Consider the following 20613-nt stretch of genomic DNA (forward strand, 5'->3'; position numbering starts at 1 on the left):
CGCACTGTATGAATGTCAGTGTCGGGATGAAAGACGGTTAATTGAGGGGTTCGATGTTTTGTAAACATACCCTTGATGCCGGTTTTGGGGGTTTTCTAGAGGTCTTAAAGCACGTAGCCTGGAACTCCGGGTGGAAAACAGGGAACGGGAAGGAACAGGGGGAATTCAGGTTTTTGCCCTCAATAGAGTGGTCTGAAAGCATCTACGACGCTCTCCCTACCTGCGAGGGCGCAAGGTGGGGAGTGGGTCGCTATTGTTGATAACGGTTTCCTAGCTTTGTATCTGCCCAGAGCGAGGATTTAAACCAATCATGTCACTATTACTGTGACCGGGGGCAACCATGGGGAAACAGTCCTCCGTCCGATTGACGCGAACATCTAGGATGACTGGGCCATCATGGGCTAACATTTCGGCGATCGCACTCTTTAACGCCTCCCGTTCCGTGACGGTAATCCCCTTAATGCCCTGATAGACTTCCGCTAACTTGGCAAACTGGGGCATCCCCATTTCTAAATTGGTCGCCTCGTAGCGATCGCCATAAAACATATGTTGCCATTGCCGCACCATCCCCAGCCAGCCATTATTCAAAATGACCACCTTCACCCCGATATTGTACTGGGACAAAGTACCGACTTCCTGCATATTCATTTGAAAACTGCCATCCCCACTAATACAGATCACAGGATCATCCGGGAATGCCATTTTTACCCCCATTGCAGCCGGGAGTCCATAGCCCATCGTCCCCAGGCCACCGCTAGACATCCAGTGACGCGGTTTCGTATTCAAAAACTGAGCCGACCACATTTGATGCTGTCCTACATCCGTCGTGTAGTAAGCATCGGGACAGAGACGGGTTAATTCTACAATCACCTCTTGAGGGGACAAAATCCCAGTAGGGTGGGGAACTTCCAAAGGATATTCTTCCTCTAATTCCGCAATGCGCCCCAGCCAAGCTTGAGTTTGAGCATCCTCTAACTGAATTTGTTGCTTTTCGACCTCATCCAACATTTGAACCAATACCTCCCGCACATCCCCCACAATCGGCACATCGGGGGTGCGGTTTTTGCCCATTTCCGCCGGGTCAATGTCCACATGAATCACCTGGGCATCCCGGGCGAAATTTTCCTGTTGACTGGCCACCCGGTCATCAAAACGAGAACCTAGGGCGATTAATAAATCACATTCTCCCACGGCAAAATTGGCGTAGGCCGTGCCGTGCATTCCCAACATCCCCAAGGCCAGGGGGTGAGATTCATCCATAATCCCCTTGCCCATCAAGGTTGTAGTCACAGGAATATGGAAGTATTCCGCCAACTGTTTCACCTGAGCATGGGCTTCGGCGGCGATCGCACCCCCACCCACATATAATAAGGGTCGCTTACTCGCACAAATCAACTCTAACGCCCGTCGCACCTGCCGGACATTCCCCCTCACCGTGGGACGATAGCCCGTCAACTGTACCACCCCCGGATCAATGGGCGTATAATCAAACTCCTCGGTTCCCACATCCTTGGGAAAATCAATCAACACCGGCCCCGGTCTACCACTACTCGCAATATGGAACGCCTCGGCCACAATGCGGGGAATTTCCGCCGCGTGTTGCACCATATAGGAGTGCTTCACAATGGGGATAGTAATGCCAAAAATATCAATTTCCTGAAATCCATCGGTTCCCAACAACGCACGGGGCACCTGTCCCGTCACAGCCACCATCGGCACAGAATCCATCATCGCCGTTGCTAGACCCGTGACCAAATTAGTCGCCCCAGGGCCAGAGGTAGCGAAACAAACGCCCACCTGTCCCGTAGCGCGGGCATAGCCATCCGCCGCATGAGCCGCGCCCTGTTCATGGCGGACTAAAATATGCTGTAAACCGCCCTCTGCTTCGACGCGATAGATTTCATCATAAACGGGTAGAATGGCACCCCCAGGATACCCAAAAATATGTTTTACGCCATGTCGTTTTAAGCTATCAATGAGCGCAAAGGCTCCGGTCACTCGTTTCATGATCTTCTCCGTGGGGGGTTGCGCTAACATTTCTACCTCCTGAAAACAGGTATCTCATCAGAATCAGAATCAAAATCAATTTAGGGCTTGCTGAATAACTCTACTCCGGGTGAAAAACAGGGAACGGGAGGGAACAGGGGGGAATCGGAAAAAGGCAAGCCTTTTTGATAATTTATCCCTAAAACCTTGTAGTTTCTCGCTCCCAAACCGCTAAAAACCCTACTAACAGTGATTAGATGGATATTCAGCAGACCCAATTTAGATTCTTAGAATGGGACACATTTTGTATTCTACGGACGGATTTAGAGAACCTAGGGTTCTTTAACAATCATTTCACCCCCCTAGAATCGGGAATTGGGGAGCAGGGGAGAGGGGGAGTTGATAATTATTAACTATTCCCGACTCCCGACTCCCTATTCCCTATTCCCTATTCCCCATTCCCTATTCCCCATTCCCTATTCCCTGTTCCCTATTCCCCATTCCCCATTCCCTATTCCCCATTCCCTATTCCCTGTTCCCCGTTCCCTGTTCCCCTGTTCATTCCAACAACAGAAGATTAGCCCAGAGCAATTGAGCAATACGCTGATTCCCCAACGCCGTTAAATGGACACTATCGCGGAAATACAAACTCACTTGCTCCGGTGGCCGTTGACTCCAGTCCTCATGGGCATCAATTAGCCCTACATCCTGACTGCCCAAAAACTCCACAAAAGGGGGTTTATAGGTCGGAGTGCTAGGTTGGGGCAGAACATCCACCCAATCAGGGGTATAAAGTACCAAAACCGGAATATTCGCTTGTTGAGCAAGATTCAGCAGGGTTTGCAAATCCTCTAGATTCTCCTCAAACTGTTGCTGGGGGGGGAGGGTAGCGGTGGGAATTTCGCTCTGGGGAGCAGACCAGCCCAAACGCAGCAAGAGATGGGGGATCAGGTAACGGGTAATCAGTTCTTGCAGGGCGAGGAGGGGGCTTTGAGTGGGGTAGTTGGGATCTGACCCAATGCGATCGCCCGTGCTAGTCGGTTGAATGAGATCATGTGTCCCAATTTGGAGAATCAACAGGTCACTCTCCAAAAAGCCAAACCGTTGAACATAGCCTAATTGATTGCCAATCCCCCAAGACCCAGCCGAAGCATTCAACACTTCGGCCCGGATACCCGCTTGATCAAACTTGGTCTGTAACTGCCCAGAAATGGTTTCCCCTTGGTCAAGAATCGCCCCCCCATTGAGAACAGAATCCCCAATCATCAGGATGCGGAGAGTATCGGGCGGCTTTTGGGGGGTGATAGGATTAGACCGTTGGGAATATTGGTTATAGATGATTTGGTTGCCAAAGCGTTGTAGGTTTTGGTTCGGTTGGAAGCGATACCCCATCAAGGGATCCGCTTGACTCAGGGGGGGATTCCCTAAACCTACCGTCACCCGTAAAGCCACTTCAGCAGCGATCAAAGCCCCTAGGGGAAGACCGACTAGCCAATAGTATTTTTTCTTCTGACTCGTCATCAAATTACTCTTATGCAACTTGTCTCCAAACCGTTCCTCGGTCAGACTACACCAACAGAAACCCCACCCCTAACCACAGCTACCCTCGATGTTGCTGGGATGAAATGTGCAGGCTGTGTGAAAGCCGTTGAGCGACAATTAACCCAACAGGGGGGGGTGGTTTCCGCCCAAGTCAATTTAATCACCCAAGTGGCTGTTATCCAGTATGACCCCCAAACTGTCCAACCGGAGAGCCTCGCCCAAACCCTCACCGCCCGAGGCTTCCCTAGTCAACTTCGGGCGGGGGAAACCCAGACTCTGCCTAACTGGTCAGAACGTCGGCAGGATGAACAACGGCAACAAGTTCAACGACTGCTCACGGCCGCCCTGTTATTATGTTTTTCCGCTTTGGGTCATTTAGACCACTGGGGCGGGCCTCGTCTCCCAGTGATGAGCGACATTGGCTTTCATTGGGCGTTGGCGACGTTGGCGTTGTTCATTCCGGGGCGAGAGATTATTCTCGATGGTGCAAGGGGTTTGTGGTACCGAATGCCCAATATGAACACCCTAGTGGGTTTGGGGACCTTAAGCGCCTATACGGCCAGTTGTGTGGCCTTGGCTTTCCCCCAACTTCACTGGGAATGCTTTTTTGATGAACCTGTGATGCTGTTGGGCTTTATTTTTCTGGGGCGTACCTTGGAAGGGAATGCCCGCGGCCGGGCGGCGGCGGCGTTGGAACAGTTGATGGCGCTTCAGCCTCGGGTGGCGCGTTTGGTGGCCGATGGCCAGAGTCCCGAGGAGGGAGGAATTGAAATTCCGGTGGAGTTGGTGCGCGTGGGGGAATGGGTGCAGGTCTTGCCGGGGGAGAAAATCCCTGTAGATGGGGAAATTGTGCTGGGACAAACGACGCTGGATGAGTCAATGTTAACGGGGGAAGCTACTCCGGTATTTAAGGAGGTGGGGGCGACGGTGGCGGCCGGGACGTTAAATTTATCCGGGGCGATCGCCCTCCGGGTGACTCAAATCGGCTCAGATACTGCCCTAGCCAAGATTATCGCCTCGGTGGAAGCCGCCCAAATTCGTAAGGCCCCGGTGCAGAAGTTGGTGGACACGGTGGCGGGCTATTTCGCCTATGGGGTGATGACCCTGGCCGCCCTCACGTTCCTGTTTTGGAGCCAGTGGGGAACCCAACTCTGGCCCCAAGTCTTAACCCCGGTGACCCACAGTATGGCGGGCATGGAAGGGATGGTCACGACCTCCCCGGTCTTGTTGAGTTTGAAGTTAGCGATCGCCGTTTTAGTCGTCGCCTGTCCCTGTGCCTTGGGATTAGCCACCCCCACGGCCATCCTCGTGGGGACCAGTTTGGGCGCGGAACGGGGCATTTTAATCAAGGGCGGTGATGTATTAGAACAGATGCACCGCATTAAAACCATCGTTTTTGATAAAACCGGCACCCTCACCGTTGGTCAGCCCAAGGTAACAGATTGTTGTCCCTGGGGGGCTTATCAGCCCTCAGAACTGCTGCAACTGGCCGCGAGTGTGGAAAAGGGCAGTAACCACCCCCTCGCCAGTGCCTTGGTCGCAGAAGCCCAAAAGCAGGAACTCCCCTTATTAGCGGGGGAAAATTTCCACACCGAAGCCGGATTGGGGGTAGTGGCACAAGTGACCGGGCAAGGTCGCCCCCAGAGAGTGTTATTGGGCAATCAGGCCTGGTTGGAACAGCATCAGATTAAGATTCCCGAGGAGGTGGAAGCCCAAGGGGAACGCCTCGCCCAAGCTGGAAAAACCGTGATTTATGTAGCCGTGGGTGTCGAGTATGGGGGGTTAATCGCCGTTGCGGATCAACTGCGCCAGGATGCCGCCCAGACGGTGCAAGGGTTACAGGAAATGGGGTTAGAGGTGGTGTTATTAACCGGAGATCGTCCCACGGCCGCCCGTGCGATCGCCCAAAAACTCGGCATTGAGCAAATCTACGCCCAAGTCTCCCCCTCGGCCAAAGCCGCCCTTTTGCAAACCCTGCAAAATTCCCCCACCACTGCCCCCGTTGCCATGGTGGGAGACGGGATTAATGATGCCCCCGCCCTCGCCCAGGCCGATGTGAGTATTGCCCTCCAAAGCGGTACAGAAATCGCCATGGAAACGGCCAGCATTATCCTGATGGCCTCCCAAGGGTCAACGATTCCCCTCCACCCAGTCTTAGAAGCCATTCAACTGAGTCAAGCCACCTTTAAGAAAATTCGCCAAAATCTATTTTGGGCTTTAAGCTACAATAGTTTGGCAATACCCATCGCCGCAGGAGTCCTGCTGCCCAGTCAGGGAATTGCCCTCAGTCCTCCCCTCGCCGGAGGATTTATGGCCTTGAGTTCTGTGTTAGTTGTCACCAACTCCTTGCTATTGCGCCGACATCGTTGGACGGGATCCCGTTAATACCCAATCCCTGAAGACACTACTCTTAAAGACCTAGCCTCCCTGTCTCTGTTCCCCAGAACATGGGCTGTTTTCCCGAGTGGTCTGTCTCAAGTCAACTCAACGAGACTGAAGCCAAGGAATATCCCTCTTCTGTCAGATCCGGTTCAAACCCTGATTCTCTCGTTGGCTGTAATGGCGAAGATTCGTTAAAATCTTCCAGAGTGAAAGAAGAGGAATATGACGAGAATAACAGGGGATGCCCCCAAGCCCTCGTCTTTCAAGCGAGGGTTAGGGTGACTCGCTGGTTTTAACCAGCGTTTATTCTTTATGGTATACTGTGAAGACAAAAAACAATCCCGTGATTGTCGCATTGTAAAAAGGATTAAGTATGGTGGGGCGCACCAAATCTCAAGCTTCAGGAGATTTGCCCTCTAGTTTAGTTGGACAAATCCTGCTAAATTATGGCGAGTCTATGAATGAAGAATCTCCGTCTCTTTAGAGGGGGGAGCGTCAAAAAATAGAAGAACAAGTAACCACTTAACACAAACAAAATATCCATTTGTTTCTGGGCATTCTTGGTGAAAAAGTCGCTTGGCTTTGTCCAAGTATTGATGCCAACACCCTAACCGCAAGAGCATTCACTGATGGCTGCAAAAACGGCAAAACTGCATCAAGAGCATTTATTGATCATCGAAGATGACAAGGGGAGGCGATCAGTCCCTCTGATTGAGGCCTCATACTCCATTGGTCGTGATCAGAGCTGTGATATTCGTCTGTCTTCACAGTTTGTCTCCCGTCGTCATGCAATCCTGAATCGACGATTGCAGGCGGACGGCACGTCCTTCTATGAGATCGTCGATGGAGACGAAAACGGCAAACGGAGTGTTAATGGTCTGTTGATTAACGGTGTGAAACTGCAAGATCAATCAAGTCACTCTTTACAACATGGGGACGAGGTGGTATTTGGTCCTCAAGTTTTCGCCATCTATCAAGTTCGAGAACGAGGGGTCATGCCTAGTGCCTCCAATGATGATCCCTTTGATATCACGCTAATTGATCCAGCCATGATGATGGGTGATTTTGATGAGTCTAGTCCAGATGAGTAGACGATTCATCAAATCTCTTGGATCTGATTATGGGGTGGGGTTATCTTGAGGCTGAAGCACTCCAAGCTAGCCCGGCTTTTGTTCCTAGCAGAAACGTCCCCCACCCCAATGAGTGGGGGTATTTAATGGCGCGACCCCCTCCCTCTGAGGGAGAGATTAATGGGGGTCGCGACTAGACTTGACGAGTGGGATCAGGTGTTTTACGGAGTTTTCCTTGAGTTTGAGACTCGATGGCCTCTTTGACTTGATCAAACATTTCTCGACAATGATTTTGTGCTTGAAGAGGCAACTCTTCATTTTTGATCACAAAATTCATATTGACCCCCTGATTAGTCGCACGACTGCGATCAATCAGTGCTTCAACTGTTACCAACTTAGAGAAGGAAACGCGCCCCGGGATTTCTCGTCCCATCATGTAATCCCCAGTATCATAGATGATCTCAAAATTACATGAGCGCAGGACTTCGCCGAGCATCGGAACGAGATGATCGAGGGGGCCGGGCATATTGAATGAACAACTATAGCGAGCCATATCAAATATTCTCTTCTTTGACCCTAGACATCACATCGTTTAAACTCTTCCATCATATCGAACGAACCAGAAAGGTCACGAGGAAGGAAGGAATTTTTTCTCAGAAGATGGGATGTCCTTTACCTATTTGACCCCTTATTTCAGGGGAAATTTTGACCTGTCCGGATAAAAAAGGACAGGGATAAAATCTCCCTCAACCCTTACTAGATAGCTCTTTAAGCATTGTAGTCACCCGCCTTAATCTTTAAACAAATTGCTATCTGAGGGCGGGGGGAAATTTTAACGTCGTTTACCCCAAAGATGATGATGAACAGAACACAACAGGACAGAATAGCCAAGACCGGACATTTTATTGTGTTTGAGGGGGGGGAAGGTGCTGGGAAAACCACTCAAATTGAGCGATCGCGTCTGTGGTTACAAGAACAGTTAAGTCCAGAGATCCCAATTATCGTCACCCGAGAACCCGGAGGCAGTCCTTTAGGCCAAGCCTTACGGCATATTCTACTAGAGGGGGAATCGATACCGGATCTAACAGAATTACTGCTTTACGCCGCCGATCGCGCCCACCATGTGGCGGAAGTTTTACAACCGGCTTTAGCACAGGGAGCAATTATTTTATGCGATCGCTTTACCGACTCCACTATAGCCTATCAGGGCTATGGACGAGGTTTAGACCTCACCTTAATTGAACAACTGAACCGCATCGCCAGCCAAGGTCTACAAAGTTCTCTGACCCTTTGGCTAGATGTTGAAGTAGAACGGGGGTTAGCCAGAACTCACCAACGGGGAAAACGCGATCGCCTCGATCAAGCCGATCTCGCCTTTCACCAACGAGTTCAACAGGGGTTTAGAACCCTAGCCGCCCAATTTCCTCAGAGAATCGTTCCTATTGATGCTAACGGGTCAGAGGAACAAGTTGCCACAAAAATTCAGCAAATCTTAACAAACTGCTTTAGCTAGGGTTGGCTGAATAACTCTGCTCGTGGGGCTAGGGAACAGGGAACGGGGAACAGGGGGGTCGGGAATCGGGAATCGGGAGTCGGGAGTTGATTAGTATTCCCCATTACCTATTACCTATTAACTCCCCCAATCTTGACAAGTTAAGATTCCCTACCCTCCACTACCTTAATTTCCGTGTACTCATGGGGAGAATCACTGGCCTGAACTAAAGGATAGGTGACACCGCCGAGGATGATTTGATCTACCTCACAATCGGGTTTCGGGGAATGATAAACTAAAACATATTGTTTTCCGATATATTGCGCCATTTCTTCGGCAACTTCTCCCCGCCACTGGGTCTTAGAGACTAAAACCAATAACTGATTGGCTAACTGAGGAATAGCGCGGGCAACGTGCCGCCGATAAATTTCATCTAAACTACCAAAGGGCGAGTCCATGACAATGGGGAAGGTGCTGCTATCAATGCCCATGAGGGTGTTTTCCTGACTCCACTCCCGCACCCGGTCAATAATGCCCCCAATGAACGATAAACTGAGAATCTGATTTTCTCCCGTTGACGCTGCCACCGGAACTGCAATTCCAGAGGTGTTTTCCATTAACGTGAGGTCGTACTCTGGACTGAGACGGGGGAAATAGGGGGTAAAGGAAATAGCGGCAAAGATTTCCTGAACGCGGGATTCAAGGGAGAGGCGAAATTGTTGTTCAAGACGCGATCGCACTTCAATTAACCGGGCAATAGCATCTTGTGTCACCTGAATCCGACGTTGAGCCAGTGCCTGTTTCTCTTCCTTCAGTTTATGTTTTTCCACCTGTTTCTGAAAATCGGCGATCGCACCCTGCAAGCGTTCAATCTCCTGTTGATTCCCCCCCTGTTCTAACAACAAGCTGCGAATTTGGCTCTCTGTCTCATCTAAACGCTTTTGTAAACTCTGAATATTCTCATCCGGATAAGTTCTCAACTTCTCTTGTACCGTATCTAATTCCCCCTCAACTCGGGCTAATTGCGATCGCCATTGTTGAATTTGTCCCTGTTCATAATCCACCCTCTGCCAAAACTGGGGAATCTGTTGTTCCAACTCCCCCACCTGCACCTCCAAGCGAATCGCCGCCTCCTCCACCTCCGCCATCCCCGCCCGATTTAACCAATCCTGCACCGCCTCATAAGCCCCACTCCCCTCCTCCAAAGAAGTCCCACAAATACAGCGCTGTTGCCTTAAAAGCTGCTCCACAAAACGCTGTTTAATCCCACTGGGTAACGCCCCCCGTTCCCGTAATCCCAGTAACACCCCCCGAAACTCCCGCGTTAAAGCCCCCGTAAACACCGTATAACTCGAAGCCGAGATCAAATGGCGTAAATTGCCCTTCGCCTGGCCTAAATTCTGTCGTAGCCCCTTTTCCTGCTGTTCTAGTTCCAGTTTCAAACTCTGCAACTCTGCCGAGCCGCTTAACTCCCGTAAACGCTCATTCACCTGTTGTTTCAACACCTCCAACGCCTCACATTCCGTCTCAATCTCCCCTTGCCGTTGTAACAGGCGCTCCTTCTGTTGCTCTAACTTCACCTGTTCCCGTAGCAACTTCTTTGTAGCACTATCCCCAATCGTCTTTAACTCATCCCCCAGCGTCTTTTTCGCCTTCTTCAGATGCTCCACCGCCCGATCCAACACCTTTACCCCTAACAACTCCTTCGTATCTTCCGCAATCCGATTTTTTTGTTCCGAGCGAAAAATATGATCAATCCGTTCCCCATCAAAAAAGAAATACTGATGTAAACTTTCCGGTAAAATGCGCCCAATCACATCATCCGGCTGTTCCGAGGGAATCATCCATCGTCCATCATCCCCCGCCACCTTCATAAACAACTTACTGCTGCCGTACTCAATCTTGCCCTCTGAATTCTGCCAAACATAACATTGGCGTTTCACTTGGTAGCGCTTGGTTTCATGTTCAAAGTGAATCTCCACATGGCAATCGACAGAAGTCCCCACATTAGCCTGTGCGATCGCCCGTTTATTCACCAACAATTCCGGGGACGCAAAAGCCGCCGTAAATCGTTCATACAGCCCCCAAGTAAAGGCATTTAACAACGTCGTCTTACCTGCCCCATTATTGCCATGAATCACCGTTGTATTGCGTCCCCCACTCGCTAGATATATCTCCGGTGTCTTGCCGTAGAATTGCCGAAAATTACACAAGCGAATTGAAATTAGCCTCATTGCACCACTTGTTTAATGATTGTCAAAATATCATCGTTAATATTACGGGGATTTTTGGTATACAGTTTATCTTTTTCCAAACGCAACACCTGTTTAATCACCTCTTGGACTTCAGGAGCTGCGTTTTGAATCGGCTCTTGAACCTTTTTGAGATCGGCTTTAATTTTCATAGAACAGAACGCCCTAAATAAGGTTGTAAAACCTCGGGAACTTTAACACTCCCATTTTCCTGTTGGTAATTCTCTAAAATTGCCGACATCGTGCGACCCACAGCCAAACCAGAGCCATTCAACGTATGCACATATTGCGTCCCCTTCTTCCCCGCTTCCTTAAAGCGAATATTCGCCCGTCTTGCTTGAAAATCCCAACAATTAGAACAACTAGAAATTTCCCGATACTTACCCGAAGACGGTAGCCAAACCTCCACATCGTAGCACTTCACCGCCCCAAATCCTAAATCACCCGTGCAGAGTTCCAACACCCGATAAGGCAACTTTAACGCCTCTAAAATCGCCGTTGCATTGTCCAGCATCTTCTCATGTTCCACTTCAGAACTATCTGGATGAACTAACTTAACCATCTCCACCTTATTAAACTGATGGAGACGAATTAAACCCCTCGTATCCTTGCCATAACTCCCCGCTTCTCGCCGGAAACAAGGCGTATAAGCACAGTGATAAATCGGCAATTGTTCCGCCTCTAAAATCTCATCTCGATAGAGATTCGTTAAAGGCACTTCTGCCGTGGGAATTAACCATAAATCATCCCCTTCACACTGGAAACTTTCCTCCGCAAACTTCGGCAACTGTCCCGTTCCCGTTAAACTTTCACGATTGACCAAAATAGGAGGCAACACTTCAATATAACCCGCCTCCGTTTGCCGATCTAACATAAAATTAATCAGCGCCCGTTCCAAAGCCGCCCCCACGCCAACTAAATTGACAAAGCGACTTTGAGCCACTTTAACCGCCCGTTTAAAGTCTAAAATCCCTAACTGTTCCCCAATCTCCCAATGGGGCAAAATATGGGGATTTGTGGGTAAATATTCATCCCCCCAACGGCGCACTTCTACATTTTCCTCTTCACTTTTGCCGATGGGAGTTGAATCACTGGGTAAATTCGGCAATCCTAATAATAAGTCCTCAAGTTGTGCCTTGAGATCCTTTTCTTGGGGTTCTAAATCAGCCAGTTGAGCTTTAATCTCATTGCCCTCATTTTTTAAGGCTAAAATCTCTTCGCCCTTTGGATCACTCCCAGACTTCATTTTTTGTCCGATGAGTTTACCAATTTCATTACTACGCGCTTGTAATTGGGTGCGAGTTGTTTGTAATTCCCGTTGTTTAGTGTCTAAATCGAGAATCGGCGTTAAATCGTAGACATCACTGCGTCGTTGCAGACGTTCCTGTACCTCGGTGGGGTTTTCGCGGATTTGTTTAAGGTCTAACACGGATTTTAACTAAAAATAGAGGAAGACCCGCACCGGAATCAGTGGGTGTCGGGAGATAACTAACTCTCTCATCTTATCTGAAATGGGTCACAGACGGTGATCGGTTGGTTGGGCAAAACCACGGCAAACCCCAAAGAGTTGAGGAGTTCCGATTAGCGAGTAATGCGGTTTAAAAGTAGTAGGGAGGCGACAATTCCGCCAAAGTGGGCGGCGATGGTGTGGGTGTTGGCTTGGATGACTAATAAATCAATGGAGTTAACCAATTTGTTGGGGTCTAGGTTTAACTGTCCGGGTGGATTGGCGAGGGATTTGGCTAATACTAAACCCACAATGGCCTCGGCTCCGATAATGGTTAAGAGCATCCCGATGAGATTTACCATAAGACCAAGGCGAATCAGCCGGATAGTATCGGCTTTATTGGGGCGTTGATTCGCTTCGGGATTTCTGAGGAGTTTGGCAATGGCTAGATAGCGCCAAGAGAAATAAATCCCAATGCCGAGGGCAATCAGACCGCAAACGGCACAAAATACGCCGAATTCGTTGCCTGCGGTGTTGGCGGTGTTGGTTTGATCAATAAAGCTTGAACTGGCAAATAATACGGTGACGGTGGAGATGACACCGAGAACTAACTGCATCCAAAAGCCAACCAAACCCGCAAAACGTAAGTCTGCCGAGACTTGAAGCACTTTTTGAGGCAGGGGGGTGGTTAATGGAGAGATGTTTTTCATGACTTCAGGGGAAAGAAGGGGGTTGTCCAAGGATGATCAACTTTTCTCATTTTAACCAACTTTGACCCGTCGTTTTGATAATGAATAGTTAATCAGGCGAACTCTACCTAAATGATCACAAAAAATGAGCCAAACGGCGGGCAGTTTTGCTCAACCTTTTACGGATTTTTCTCGTCCTAGAGCGTAGGAATGTGGGAGAGTGACACCCTTGGTGTTGAGGAGACTGTGATGAAATCAGAGTATCAAGTGCAATGCTGGAAGCGTTATCTGACGACGGGAATCTACGCTTTGGGGTTGGTGGTGAGTCTGTTCACTTATCAGGGGAATAGTGGTCGTGCGATCGCCAACTATAACCCCGTCCTCCCGGAAACCCTTGCCCTCCTAGCTCGCGGCTGTTGGTCAACAACCTCTGTTTCCGCCGATCTTTGCTCCCCACCGCTCAAAATCTCCCAGTTTTAGCCAAATCTGCGGGAATCTTCGGCTACTCAACCAGAACGTCCGGTAGTTTACAAATCATAACGATCCCCGAGAAATTAACTACATTTTCTCTGATGGAGATGTTATCTTGGGGATAAAGCTCTAATCAGAGAAAGTTCGCTTTTCCCCCAAGGTGCAACTCGAACTGGCTTCGGATATCGGTAATTAATGGTCGGTCATTTACGGTCGGGAATTAATTACCATACACTAATCAACGCGGATGAATCGACGAGGACAGCGAATTACACTAATTTTCTTTTTCTCTGGATTTAATGTTAAATGACCGAAGTAAATACAAGGTAGTGTTTCTCGATCATCCTGATCGCGTTGAGCTAGAAGCCACCCAACCCATCAAGCCGTTTGACCCGGATGACAGGATCCGGATGAAATGGTTCAGATGAAATGGTTCAGATGAAATGGTTACCACAAGGGCAACAGTCCAAAGTATACCAGCTTGCTGGGGTGCATCCACAGTTGACAGGGAGTAATCAGGCTTTCCTATTTCGTTAACTGGGACATACAACGGGTTAGACTAATGAAGTTTGAAGATATTTACAACTTTTTTCAAGATCCCCCCCCCGATTACCTCAATAAAGAACTGGCAGTTTGTTACATTCTTTCCGTTCTTTTAGATGGGGAATCCTACGGGTCTGAATTGATCGAACGTTTAGAAATCGAGCATCCCAATCATCGTCTTTCTGACACCGTTTTATACAGTGCGCTGAAGTTCCTCGAAGAGGAAAAAACCATTACAGGGTACTGGAAAAAGGTCGAAGGACGGGGTAGGCCTCGCCGAATGTATCAGATTTGTTATAACGCCCGCAAGCAGGCTGATGAGTTAGCGCGTTTCTGGCGCAATCACATTAGTGGAGTTGGTCAAGCTATGTGATTTAGCACGCTATGTGATTTAGCCATCGCCAGACTGAAAGGCAATTGACGAGTAACTGGGTCTTTTACCCATTCTCAACCCTACCTCCTCCCTCGGGGTAGGTTTTTTTGTGGAAAAATTGCTGGGAGGACAAAAACAAGGGACAATTAATCAAGAATTGTAACAAAAGCTTGACATTAGCTAAATTTTTTATGAATACATCAGTATTAAGCTCGACCTTTTTCCTGACCCTACTGTTAATGATCGGGTTATTTTTCTTTATTCGGGCTTCCTTCAAAGACCGAACCGAACAAGTCCAACTCTGGAGCGATTTACCCGAAGAGTCTCTATTCACTCAATTACAATGCTATTTTGATCAACGGGCTTATCGGGTGGCACAGGTAGACGAAGAAAGCCAACAAGTGACATTTGAGGGATTTGTGCGCCCCAGTTGGTTTTTAGCGGTTTTCCTCACCTTACTTGCGGGCTGTGGTCTAGTCTGTTTTGCCCTGATTTTATCCTATCTCCTACCTCAACTAACCCTCTTATTTTGGGGGTTAATTGCCTTAGCACCTGTGGGGGGATGGGTGTACTGGCAAAAGGCCGGACGAATGGAGCAAGTCCTCTTAAAAATCGAACCTTCCCCAGAAACTAACCCCGGTCATTTCGTCACGGTGCGAGGGCATCGAGATGAGTTAATCGAACTGCAACGGGCAATGTCGTTCAAGGGCTGAACCAGTCTAGGGTGTGGGGAGAGGGGGGGAGGGGGAGCAGGGGGGCAGGGGAGCAGGGGGAGAGGTAAGAGGTAATAGGTAATGGGGAATACTAATCAACTCCCGACTCCCGACTCCCTGTGTAAGCAATCTCCTCAACGAAAAAACCCGCTTGCAAGATACACTGTCCTTGATGTCCCCTAAGCCTTCATGGGAGGAATGGGGGAGGTGAATTCAGCAAACAAAACACCGAGTCAGTAGATTAATGCTAGCCTTTCGTTATTTTGTGGTTGTGAGTGTAGGGACGGTCATGGCTCTAGGTTATGGCATGAGTGCCAAAACCCAAGAACTTCCGGTGGGAGATTCAGTGCAGACTGAACCAGAGGAAAGTTTATCAAGTGCCGCTTTATCTCCCTCGGAGTCTCCCGAAGAGACTTTAGAACGCTTAATTGAAAAGCCTCCTCGGGCTGGGGTTGCTCAAAAAGCCGAGACTTTCAAGTTGGCTCAAGGATTAAAAATTCCCTCAGAGTCTAATCCCTCTTCTCCGGTTTTAATTAACCTGATTCCCGATCTTGAACCAGTGCCTCTGAAATTCAGGGGTCAGGATGAATTAGGCTCCGTAGTGCCGAGTGGTGGGCTGCCGGGGTTGAATAAACGCAGACCCACGGAACCCTTCCTTGAGGCCAGTCGTCCTGTGATCCTAACCCCGGCCGTGGACGTTGATCCGGTGGGTGTTAGGGAAGACGAGGTGAGGGCTGTGGTGGACGCTGGGCAAGCGATGGGAGGAGAACTAGAGCCAACAGACCCAAGGACAGCCGACTTGAGCCGAGTTGTGGAGCAAACCGCTTTAGAGGTTGAGCCGGAGGCCTCAGAAGGGGGCGCAATTCCTCCGCCGAATATCCTCCAACAGGGGGAGAGTTCCCCGCCCATAACGCAAGGAGGGCAATTGTTAGCCCAGACTACTGATGACCGCTTAGATGAGTTACAGGATGAATTAACCAATCCCTCGGGAACGTTTGATCCTGATGAGCGGGTGCCGAGTTTGGGGCTGGAGGAGGTGGAAGATCAGGCGGCTCCGTTACAGGCTCCTGGGGTGCAGAGTGCCGGGCGGAGTGATTTGGAACGCTTAAACCCGAGTGCTAACCCTTTGTTTTTCCCAACTGAGCCGGAGGAGGTGACGGTTGACTTGTCTCGCCCGATTACGTTACAGGAGGCGATCGCACTGGCTCGACGAAATAACCCCCAACTCCAAGCCGCCCGCCTGAACATAGAACGCGCCCAAGCTGGCTTACGAGCATCTCTAGCCGCTTGGTATCCCAATCTAGATCTAACCATGAGTTTGAGCCGTAATGATTCGGCTTCCGGGCGATTACAACAGCGCACCCCCCTAGGCAGGGTGTCAGGAGGCTCTAGTGTTACTGACTCCTTCGATGCGGGGTTAGAACTGGTCTATAACCTCTACAATGGCGGGCGGCGTAATGCTCAAATCCGTCAAGCCGAGGAACAAATCCGCTTAAATCGTTTGGAGTGGGAGCGAGTCAGTGAACAAATCCGTTTTAACACCACTAACGCCTACTACGCCCTACAAGAAGCGGATGCCACGGTGAATATTGAACAAGCCTCCGTAGAGCAAGCCCAGCAAACCCTACGGGATGCCGAACTCCTAGAACAAGCAGGTTTGGGGACTCGTTTTGATGTGTTGCGCGCCCAAGTAGAGTTAGCCAATAGTAATCAATCCCTGACCCGTGCTAGGGCGGCTCAAACCATTGCCCGCCGCCAGTTGGTGCAAGAACTCGCCCTCGGTCAAACCGTGGAAGTAACTATTGCCGACGAGATTCAACCCGCCGGACAGTGGTCAATGTCCCTCGAAGAAAGCATTGTGATGGCCTATAAAAACCGGGCAGAATTGGAGCAGCAATTAGTCCAACGGGAAATTAACGAGCAGCAACGACGGGCGGCTTTAGCCGATTTACGACCCCAAATTAACCTGAGAGCCAATGCCAATATGTTGGGCGTGTTTGGCGATGGTTTGGGGCCAGCAGGGGGCTATAGTGTACGGGCAGAGTTTCGCTGGCGCTTGTTTGATGGGGGACTCGCTCGGGCGAATAGTGAAGCGGAGGAGATTGATATTGAGTTGGCCGAAGTGGAATTTGAGCGTCAACGCAATATTATCCGAGGTGAAGTCGAAGAGGCCTTTTTTAATCTCCAAGCCAATGGGGAGAACATCAGAACCGCGACGGCGGCGGTACAGTTGGCCGAGGAAAGTCTCCGGTTAGCTCGTTTACGTTTTCAGGCGGGAGTGGGGACGCAAACTGATGTGATTACCTCTCAAACCGAGTTAACGCGGGCGCGGGGAAATCTCTTAGCAGCCATTGTCACGTATAACCGGGCTTTATCGGCTCTACAACGGGCGGTGAGTAACTATCCTGATGATCGTCTGTTTAACTTACCCTAAGCCCTAGTGAGGGCAGTTGTTTTGACACTCCCCGACCGAAAAGGTACGGGGATTATTTCCTCGCTAGCCAATCGAGGAATTTATGAATTCCCCCTACACCCCACAATCCTTTAAATTTTATGAAGCCCTAGACTCTCTAAGAATTTATACTTAGGGAGATCCCCCTTCCCTGTAAAGTCCACACCATCGGAACATTGACCCCACACGGCACAACAAAACCACAAAAAATGGGGAAATTCCATAGTCTAAAATTTAAGGAGAATCCCCCCGGTTATCGGGAATCTTTGCAGTACCCCAGCGCTAGGGGTGTAGCGAAGCGCGACGGTCGGGAGCAGTCTACAAAATATCTGCTACAATTTTCTTCTTCTCATCGCCAATTTAAGCCAACTCGGAGCAATGGGGGGGAAAAATCTGTAATCAAATAATTGGACACCTCTGGACATTATAACCCCACACCTCATTCTGGGAGAGACTATGTTACCAACTACAGATCCGGCTCAAGATGTCCTGCAATACGGCAGAATTCAACCCCTTGATGTGTTTTTTAAACCCAAAACCGTCGCCGTAATTGGAGCAACAGAAAAAGAGGGCAGTGTCGGACGTACTTTGCTTTGGAACTTAATTAGTAGTCCCTTTGGGGGGACGGTGTTTCCGGTGAACCCTAAACGCCCCAGTGTTTTAGGCATTCAAGCTTATCCCAGCCTCTCGGCGATTCCCGCCCCCATTGATTTGGTGATTATTGCCATTCCGGCCGCGAGGGTGTCCCAAGTGATGGATGAATGTATCGCCAAGGGGGTGAAGGGGGCGATTATTATTTCTGCCGGATTTAAAGAAATTGGTCCGGCCGGGGTGGCGTTGGAGCAAGAAATTTTAGCCAAAGCGAGGGCGGGGCGCATTCGGATTATTGGCCCCAACTGTTTGGGGATGATGAGTCCGATTCAAGGCCTCAATGCTACCTTTGCCAGTGCGATCGCCCGACCCGGCAATGTGGGCTTTATCAGTCAGAGTGGCGCGCTTTGTACCTCCATCCTCGACTGGAGTTTCCGGGAAAATGTGGGCTTTAGTGCCTTTATTTCCATCGGCTCCATGTTAGATGTCAACTGGGGGGACTTAATCGACTATCTGGGCGATGATCCCGCCACCCATAGCATTGTCATCTACATGGAAACCATCGGGGATGCTCGTTCCTTCCTCTCGGCCGCCCGGGCTGTGGCCCTAACCAAACCGATTATTGTCATTAAAGCCGGACGCACCGAAGCCGCCGCCGCCGCCGCCGCTTCCCATACCGGAGCCCTAGCCGGGAGTGATGAGGTCTTAAACGCCGCTTTCCGTCGCTGTGGGGTGTTGCGTGTGGATACCATTGACGACCTGTTTAATATGGCGGAAGTGCTGGCCAAACAACCCCGCCCCAAAGGGAAACGCCTTACCATTCTCACCAATGCCGGAGGGCCTGGGGTTCTCAGTACCGACGCGCTCATTTCGGAAGGGGGGGAATTAGCCCAACTCTCCCCAGAAACCCAGGCGGCCTTTGATGCTATCTTACCCCCCCACTGGAGCCACGCGAACCCCATTGATATTCTGGGGGATGCCGACCCGGAACGCTATGCCCAAGCCATTGATATCGCCCTCAAAGACCCCAATAGCGACGCCTTACTGGTTATCCTCACCCCCCAAGCCATGACGGATCCCACGGAAACCGCCCGCCGTTTTGTGGAGATTTTAGAGAAAAATCACTACACCAAACCCATTTTAGCCAGTTGGATGGGGGGGGACGGGATTACTCCGGGGGAACAGTTGCTCAATGATTGTAAGATTTTCACCTTACCGTTCCCCGATGGGGCGGTTCATGTTTTTAACTATATGTGGCGTTACGCCTACAATTTAAAGGGCCTCTACGAAACCCCTCACCTGCCCGATGATGAGGAAGACAGCCACTTACAAGGGGTGGAGGCGCAGCAGGTGCTACAAAAAGTCCGGGCTGAAGGTCGCTCATTGTTAACGGAATATGAGTCTAAGCAACTGTTGGAGGCTTACGGCATTCCTACGGTGTTAACCAAAATTGCCCACACGGCCGAGGCGGCAGTAGCCCAAGCGGAAAAAATCGGCTATCCTGTGGTGCTAAAACTCAACTCAACGACGATTACCCATAAAACCGATGTGGGGGGTGTGCGCTTGTTGTTACAAGATGCCGAAAGTGTTGAAAATGCCTACCACGCTATGGAACATTCTGTCGCCCAAAAGGTGGGGGCGGAACATTTCCAAGGGGTGACGGTGCAACCGATGTTAAAAATGTCCTCGGGAGATTATGAGTTAATTATTGGCAGCAGTATGGATGTTCAGTTCGGGCCGGTGTTGTTATTCGGCACCGGGGGATCGTTGGTGGAGGTGTTCAAAGATCGGGCGCTGGGGATTCCGCCTCTCAATACGACGCTAGCCCGTCGCATGATGGAACAAACCAAAATCTATACCGCACTGCAAGGGGTACGAGGTCGAAAGGCGGTAGATTTGAATGCGTTGGAACAGTTGCTGGTGCGGTTTAGTCAGTTGGTGATGGAACAACCTTGGATTAAGGAGATTGAGATTAATCCGTTGTTAGCTTCTCATCAGCGTTTGATTGCTTTGGATGCGCGGGTGGTGTTACATCATCCTGACGCGGCGGAAAGCCAAGGGGTGAAAACGGCTATTTGTCCCTATCCTTTGCAATATATGGGGTCTTGGATGATGGGGGATGGTACAATGATTATGATTCGCCCCATTCGCCCGGAAGATGAGCCATTATTGCGCAAGTTCCATGAACCGCTTTCGGAGGAAAGTGTCTATCTGCGCTATTTCCATTTGGTGGCTTTGTCGGCGCGGGTGGCTCATGATCGGCTGTCTCGCCTGTGTTTTATTGACTATGATCGGGAAATGGCACTGGTGGCCACGAAGAAGGATGAAACCACTGGGGAGTTAGAAATTTTGGGCATTGGTCGCTTGTCTCCCTTACATGAAAAGGATGAGGCGGAATTTTCTATGATTGTGGGCGATCGCTACCAAAATCAAGGCATCGGTACGGAAGTGTTACAGCGTCTGGTGAAGGTGGGGCGCGATCGCCATATTAAACGCATTAAAGCCGAAATCCTGCCCCAAAACGGAGCCATGCAGCGCGTCTGTGAGAAAGTGGGGTTCCATCTCCACCGTACCAGTCCCGATGTTGCGATCGCCGAATTACATCTCTAA

At 50.0% G+C, this 20613-nt stretch carries 15 protein-coding genes; 8 read left to right on the plus strand and 7 right to left on the minus strand.

Translation table 11 applies throughout. The features are described 5' to 3' along the window. Window positions 1–270: 270 nt before the first annotated feature. Window positions 271–2037, minus strand: a complete 1767-nt coding sequence (gene ilvB / locus SPI9445_RS0109390) for a biosynthetic-type acetolactate synthase large subunit (protein ID WP_017304487.1) — start codon at window positions 2035–2037, stop codon at window positions 271–273. A gap of 507 nt (window positions 2038–2544) precedes the next feature. After that, window positions 2545–3507, minus strand: coding sequence for an SGNH/GDSL hydrolase family protein (locus SPI9445_RS0109400; RefSeq protein WP_017304489.1), 963 nt, complete (start codon window positions 3505–3507; stop codon window positions 2545–2547). A 12-nt stretch (window positions 3508–3519) separates the two neighbouring features. On the opposite strand from SPI9445_RS0109400, the gene SPI9445_RS0109405 reads away from it, so the two are divergent. Both SPI9445_RS0109405 and SPI9445_RS0109415 read left to right on the plus strand, forming a co-directional pair. After that, window positions 3520–5913 (plus strand): heavy metal translocating P-type ATPase, encoded by a 2394-nt coding sequence (locus tag SPI9445_RS0109405; RefSeq protein WP_017304490.1) that lies wholly within the window; start codon window positions 3520–3522, stop codon window positions 5911–5913. Window positions 5914–6539: 626 nt separating this feature from the next. Then, window positions 6540–7001, plus strand: a complete 462-nt coding sequence (locus SPI9445_RS0109415; protein ID WP_017304492.1) for an FHA domain-containing protein — start codon at window positions 6540–6542, stop codon at window positions 6999–7001. A gap of 172 nt (window positions 7002–7173) precedes the next feature. On the opposite strand, the gene SPI9445_RS0109425 is transcribed toward SPI9445_RS0109415, so the two are convergent. Next, the gene (locus SPI9445_RS0109425) at window positions 7174–7533 is read right to left on the minus strand and encodes a hypothetical protein (protein WP_017304494.1); all 360 of its coding nucleotides are present in this window, start codon (window positions 7531–7533) and stop codon (window positions 7174–7176) included. A 300-nt stretch (window positions 7534–7833) separates the two neighbouring features. On the opposite strand from SPI9445_RS0109425, the gene tmk reads away from it, so the two are divergent. Next, window positions 7834–8493, plus strand: coding sequence for a dTMP kinase (tmk, locus tag SPI9445_RS0109430; protein ID WP_017304495.1), 660 nt, complete (start codon window positions 7834–7836; stop codon window positions 8491–8493). Window positions 8494–8633: 140 nt separating this feature from the next. Here tmk and SPI9445_RS0109440 read toward each other — a convergent pair whose 3' ends face one another. The 4 genes from SPI9445_RS0109440 to SPI9445_RS0109455 all read right to left on the minus strand — a co-directional run bounded on the left by SPI9445_RS0109440 (window position 8634) and on the right by SPI9445_RS0109455 (window position 12881). After that, window positions 8634–10706, minus strand: coding sequence for an AAA family ATPase (locus SPI9445_RS0109440; protein WP_026079650.1), 2073 nt, complete (start codon window positions 10704–10706; stop codon window positions 8634–8636). Continuing rightward, the gene (locus SPI9445_RS30440) at window positions 10703–10876 is read right to left on the minus strand and encodes a hypothetical protein (protein WP_017304498.1); all 174 of its coding nucleotides are present in this window, start codon (window positions 10874–10876) and stop codon (window positions 10703–10705) included. Before SPI9445_RS30440 ends, SPI9445_RS0109440 begins: the two co-directional genes overlap by 4 nt. Further along, window positions 10873–12153, minus strand: a complete 1281-nt coding sequence (gene serS, locus SPI9445_RS0109450; RefSeq protein WP_017304499.1) for a serine--tRNA ligase — start codon at window positions 12151–12153, stop codon at window positions 10873–10875. The genes SPI9445_RS30440 and serS overlap by 4 nt, the downstream gene beginning before the upstream one ends. A gap of 152 nt (window positions 12154–12305) precedes the next feature. Beyond that, window positions 12306–12881, minus strand: coding sequence for a DUF3611 family protein (locus SPI9445_RS0109455; RefSeq protein ID WP_017304500.1), 576 nt, complete (start codon window positions 12879–12881; stop codon window positions 12306–12308). Between the two features lie 228 nt (window positions 12882–13109). On the opposite strand from SPI9445_RS0109455, the gene SPI9445_RS0109460 reads away from it, so the two are divergent. The 5 genes from SPI9445_RS0109460 to SPI9445_RS0109480 all read left to right on the plus strand — a co-directional run bounded on the left by SPI9445_RS0109460 (window position 13110) and on the right by SPI9445_RS0109480 (window position 20613). Continuing rightward, window positions 13110–13340: a hypothetical protein gene (locus tag SPI9445_RS0109460; protein WP_017304501.1), complete on the plus strand. Its 231-nt coding sequence runs from the start codon at window positions 13110–13112 to the stop codon at window positions 13338–13340. Window positions 13341–13893: 553 nt separating this feature from the next. Continuing rightward, entirely contained in the window at window positions 13894–14247 is a 354-nt protein-coding gene (locus tag SPI9445_RS0109465) for a PadR family transcriptional regulator (RefSeq protein WP_017304502.1), read from the plus strand. Between the two features lie 191 nt (window positions 14248–14438). Further along, window positions 14439–14960 (plus strand): cofactor assembly of complex C subunit B, encoded by a 522-nt coding sequence (locus SPI9445_RS0109470; protein ID WP_026079651.1) that lies wholly within the window; start codon window positions 14439–14441, stop codon window positions 14958–14960. 244 nt (window positions 14961–15204) lie between these two features. Beyond that, window positions 15205–17394 (plus strand): TolC family protein, encoded by a 2190-nt coding sequence (locus SPI9445_RS27505; RefSeq protein WP_017304504.1) that lies wholly within the window; start codon window positions 15205–15207, stop codon window positions 17392–17394. Window positions 17395–17868: 474 nt separating this feature from the next. Then, window positions 17869–20613: a bifunctional acetate--CoA ligase family protein/GNAT family N-acetyltransferase gene (locus tag SPI9445_RS0109480; RefSeq protein ID WP_017304505.1), complete on the plus strand. Its 2745-nt coding sequence runs from the start codon at window positions 17869–17871 to the stop codon at window positions 20611–20613.

Origin of the sequence: Spirulina subsalsa PCC 9445, from assembly GCF_000314005.1 — a bacterium.
GTDB classification, from domain to species: Bacteria; Cyanobacteriota; Cyanobacteriia; order Cyanobacteriales; family Spirulinaceae; genus Spirulina_A; species Spirulina_A subsalsa.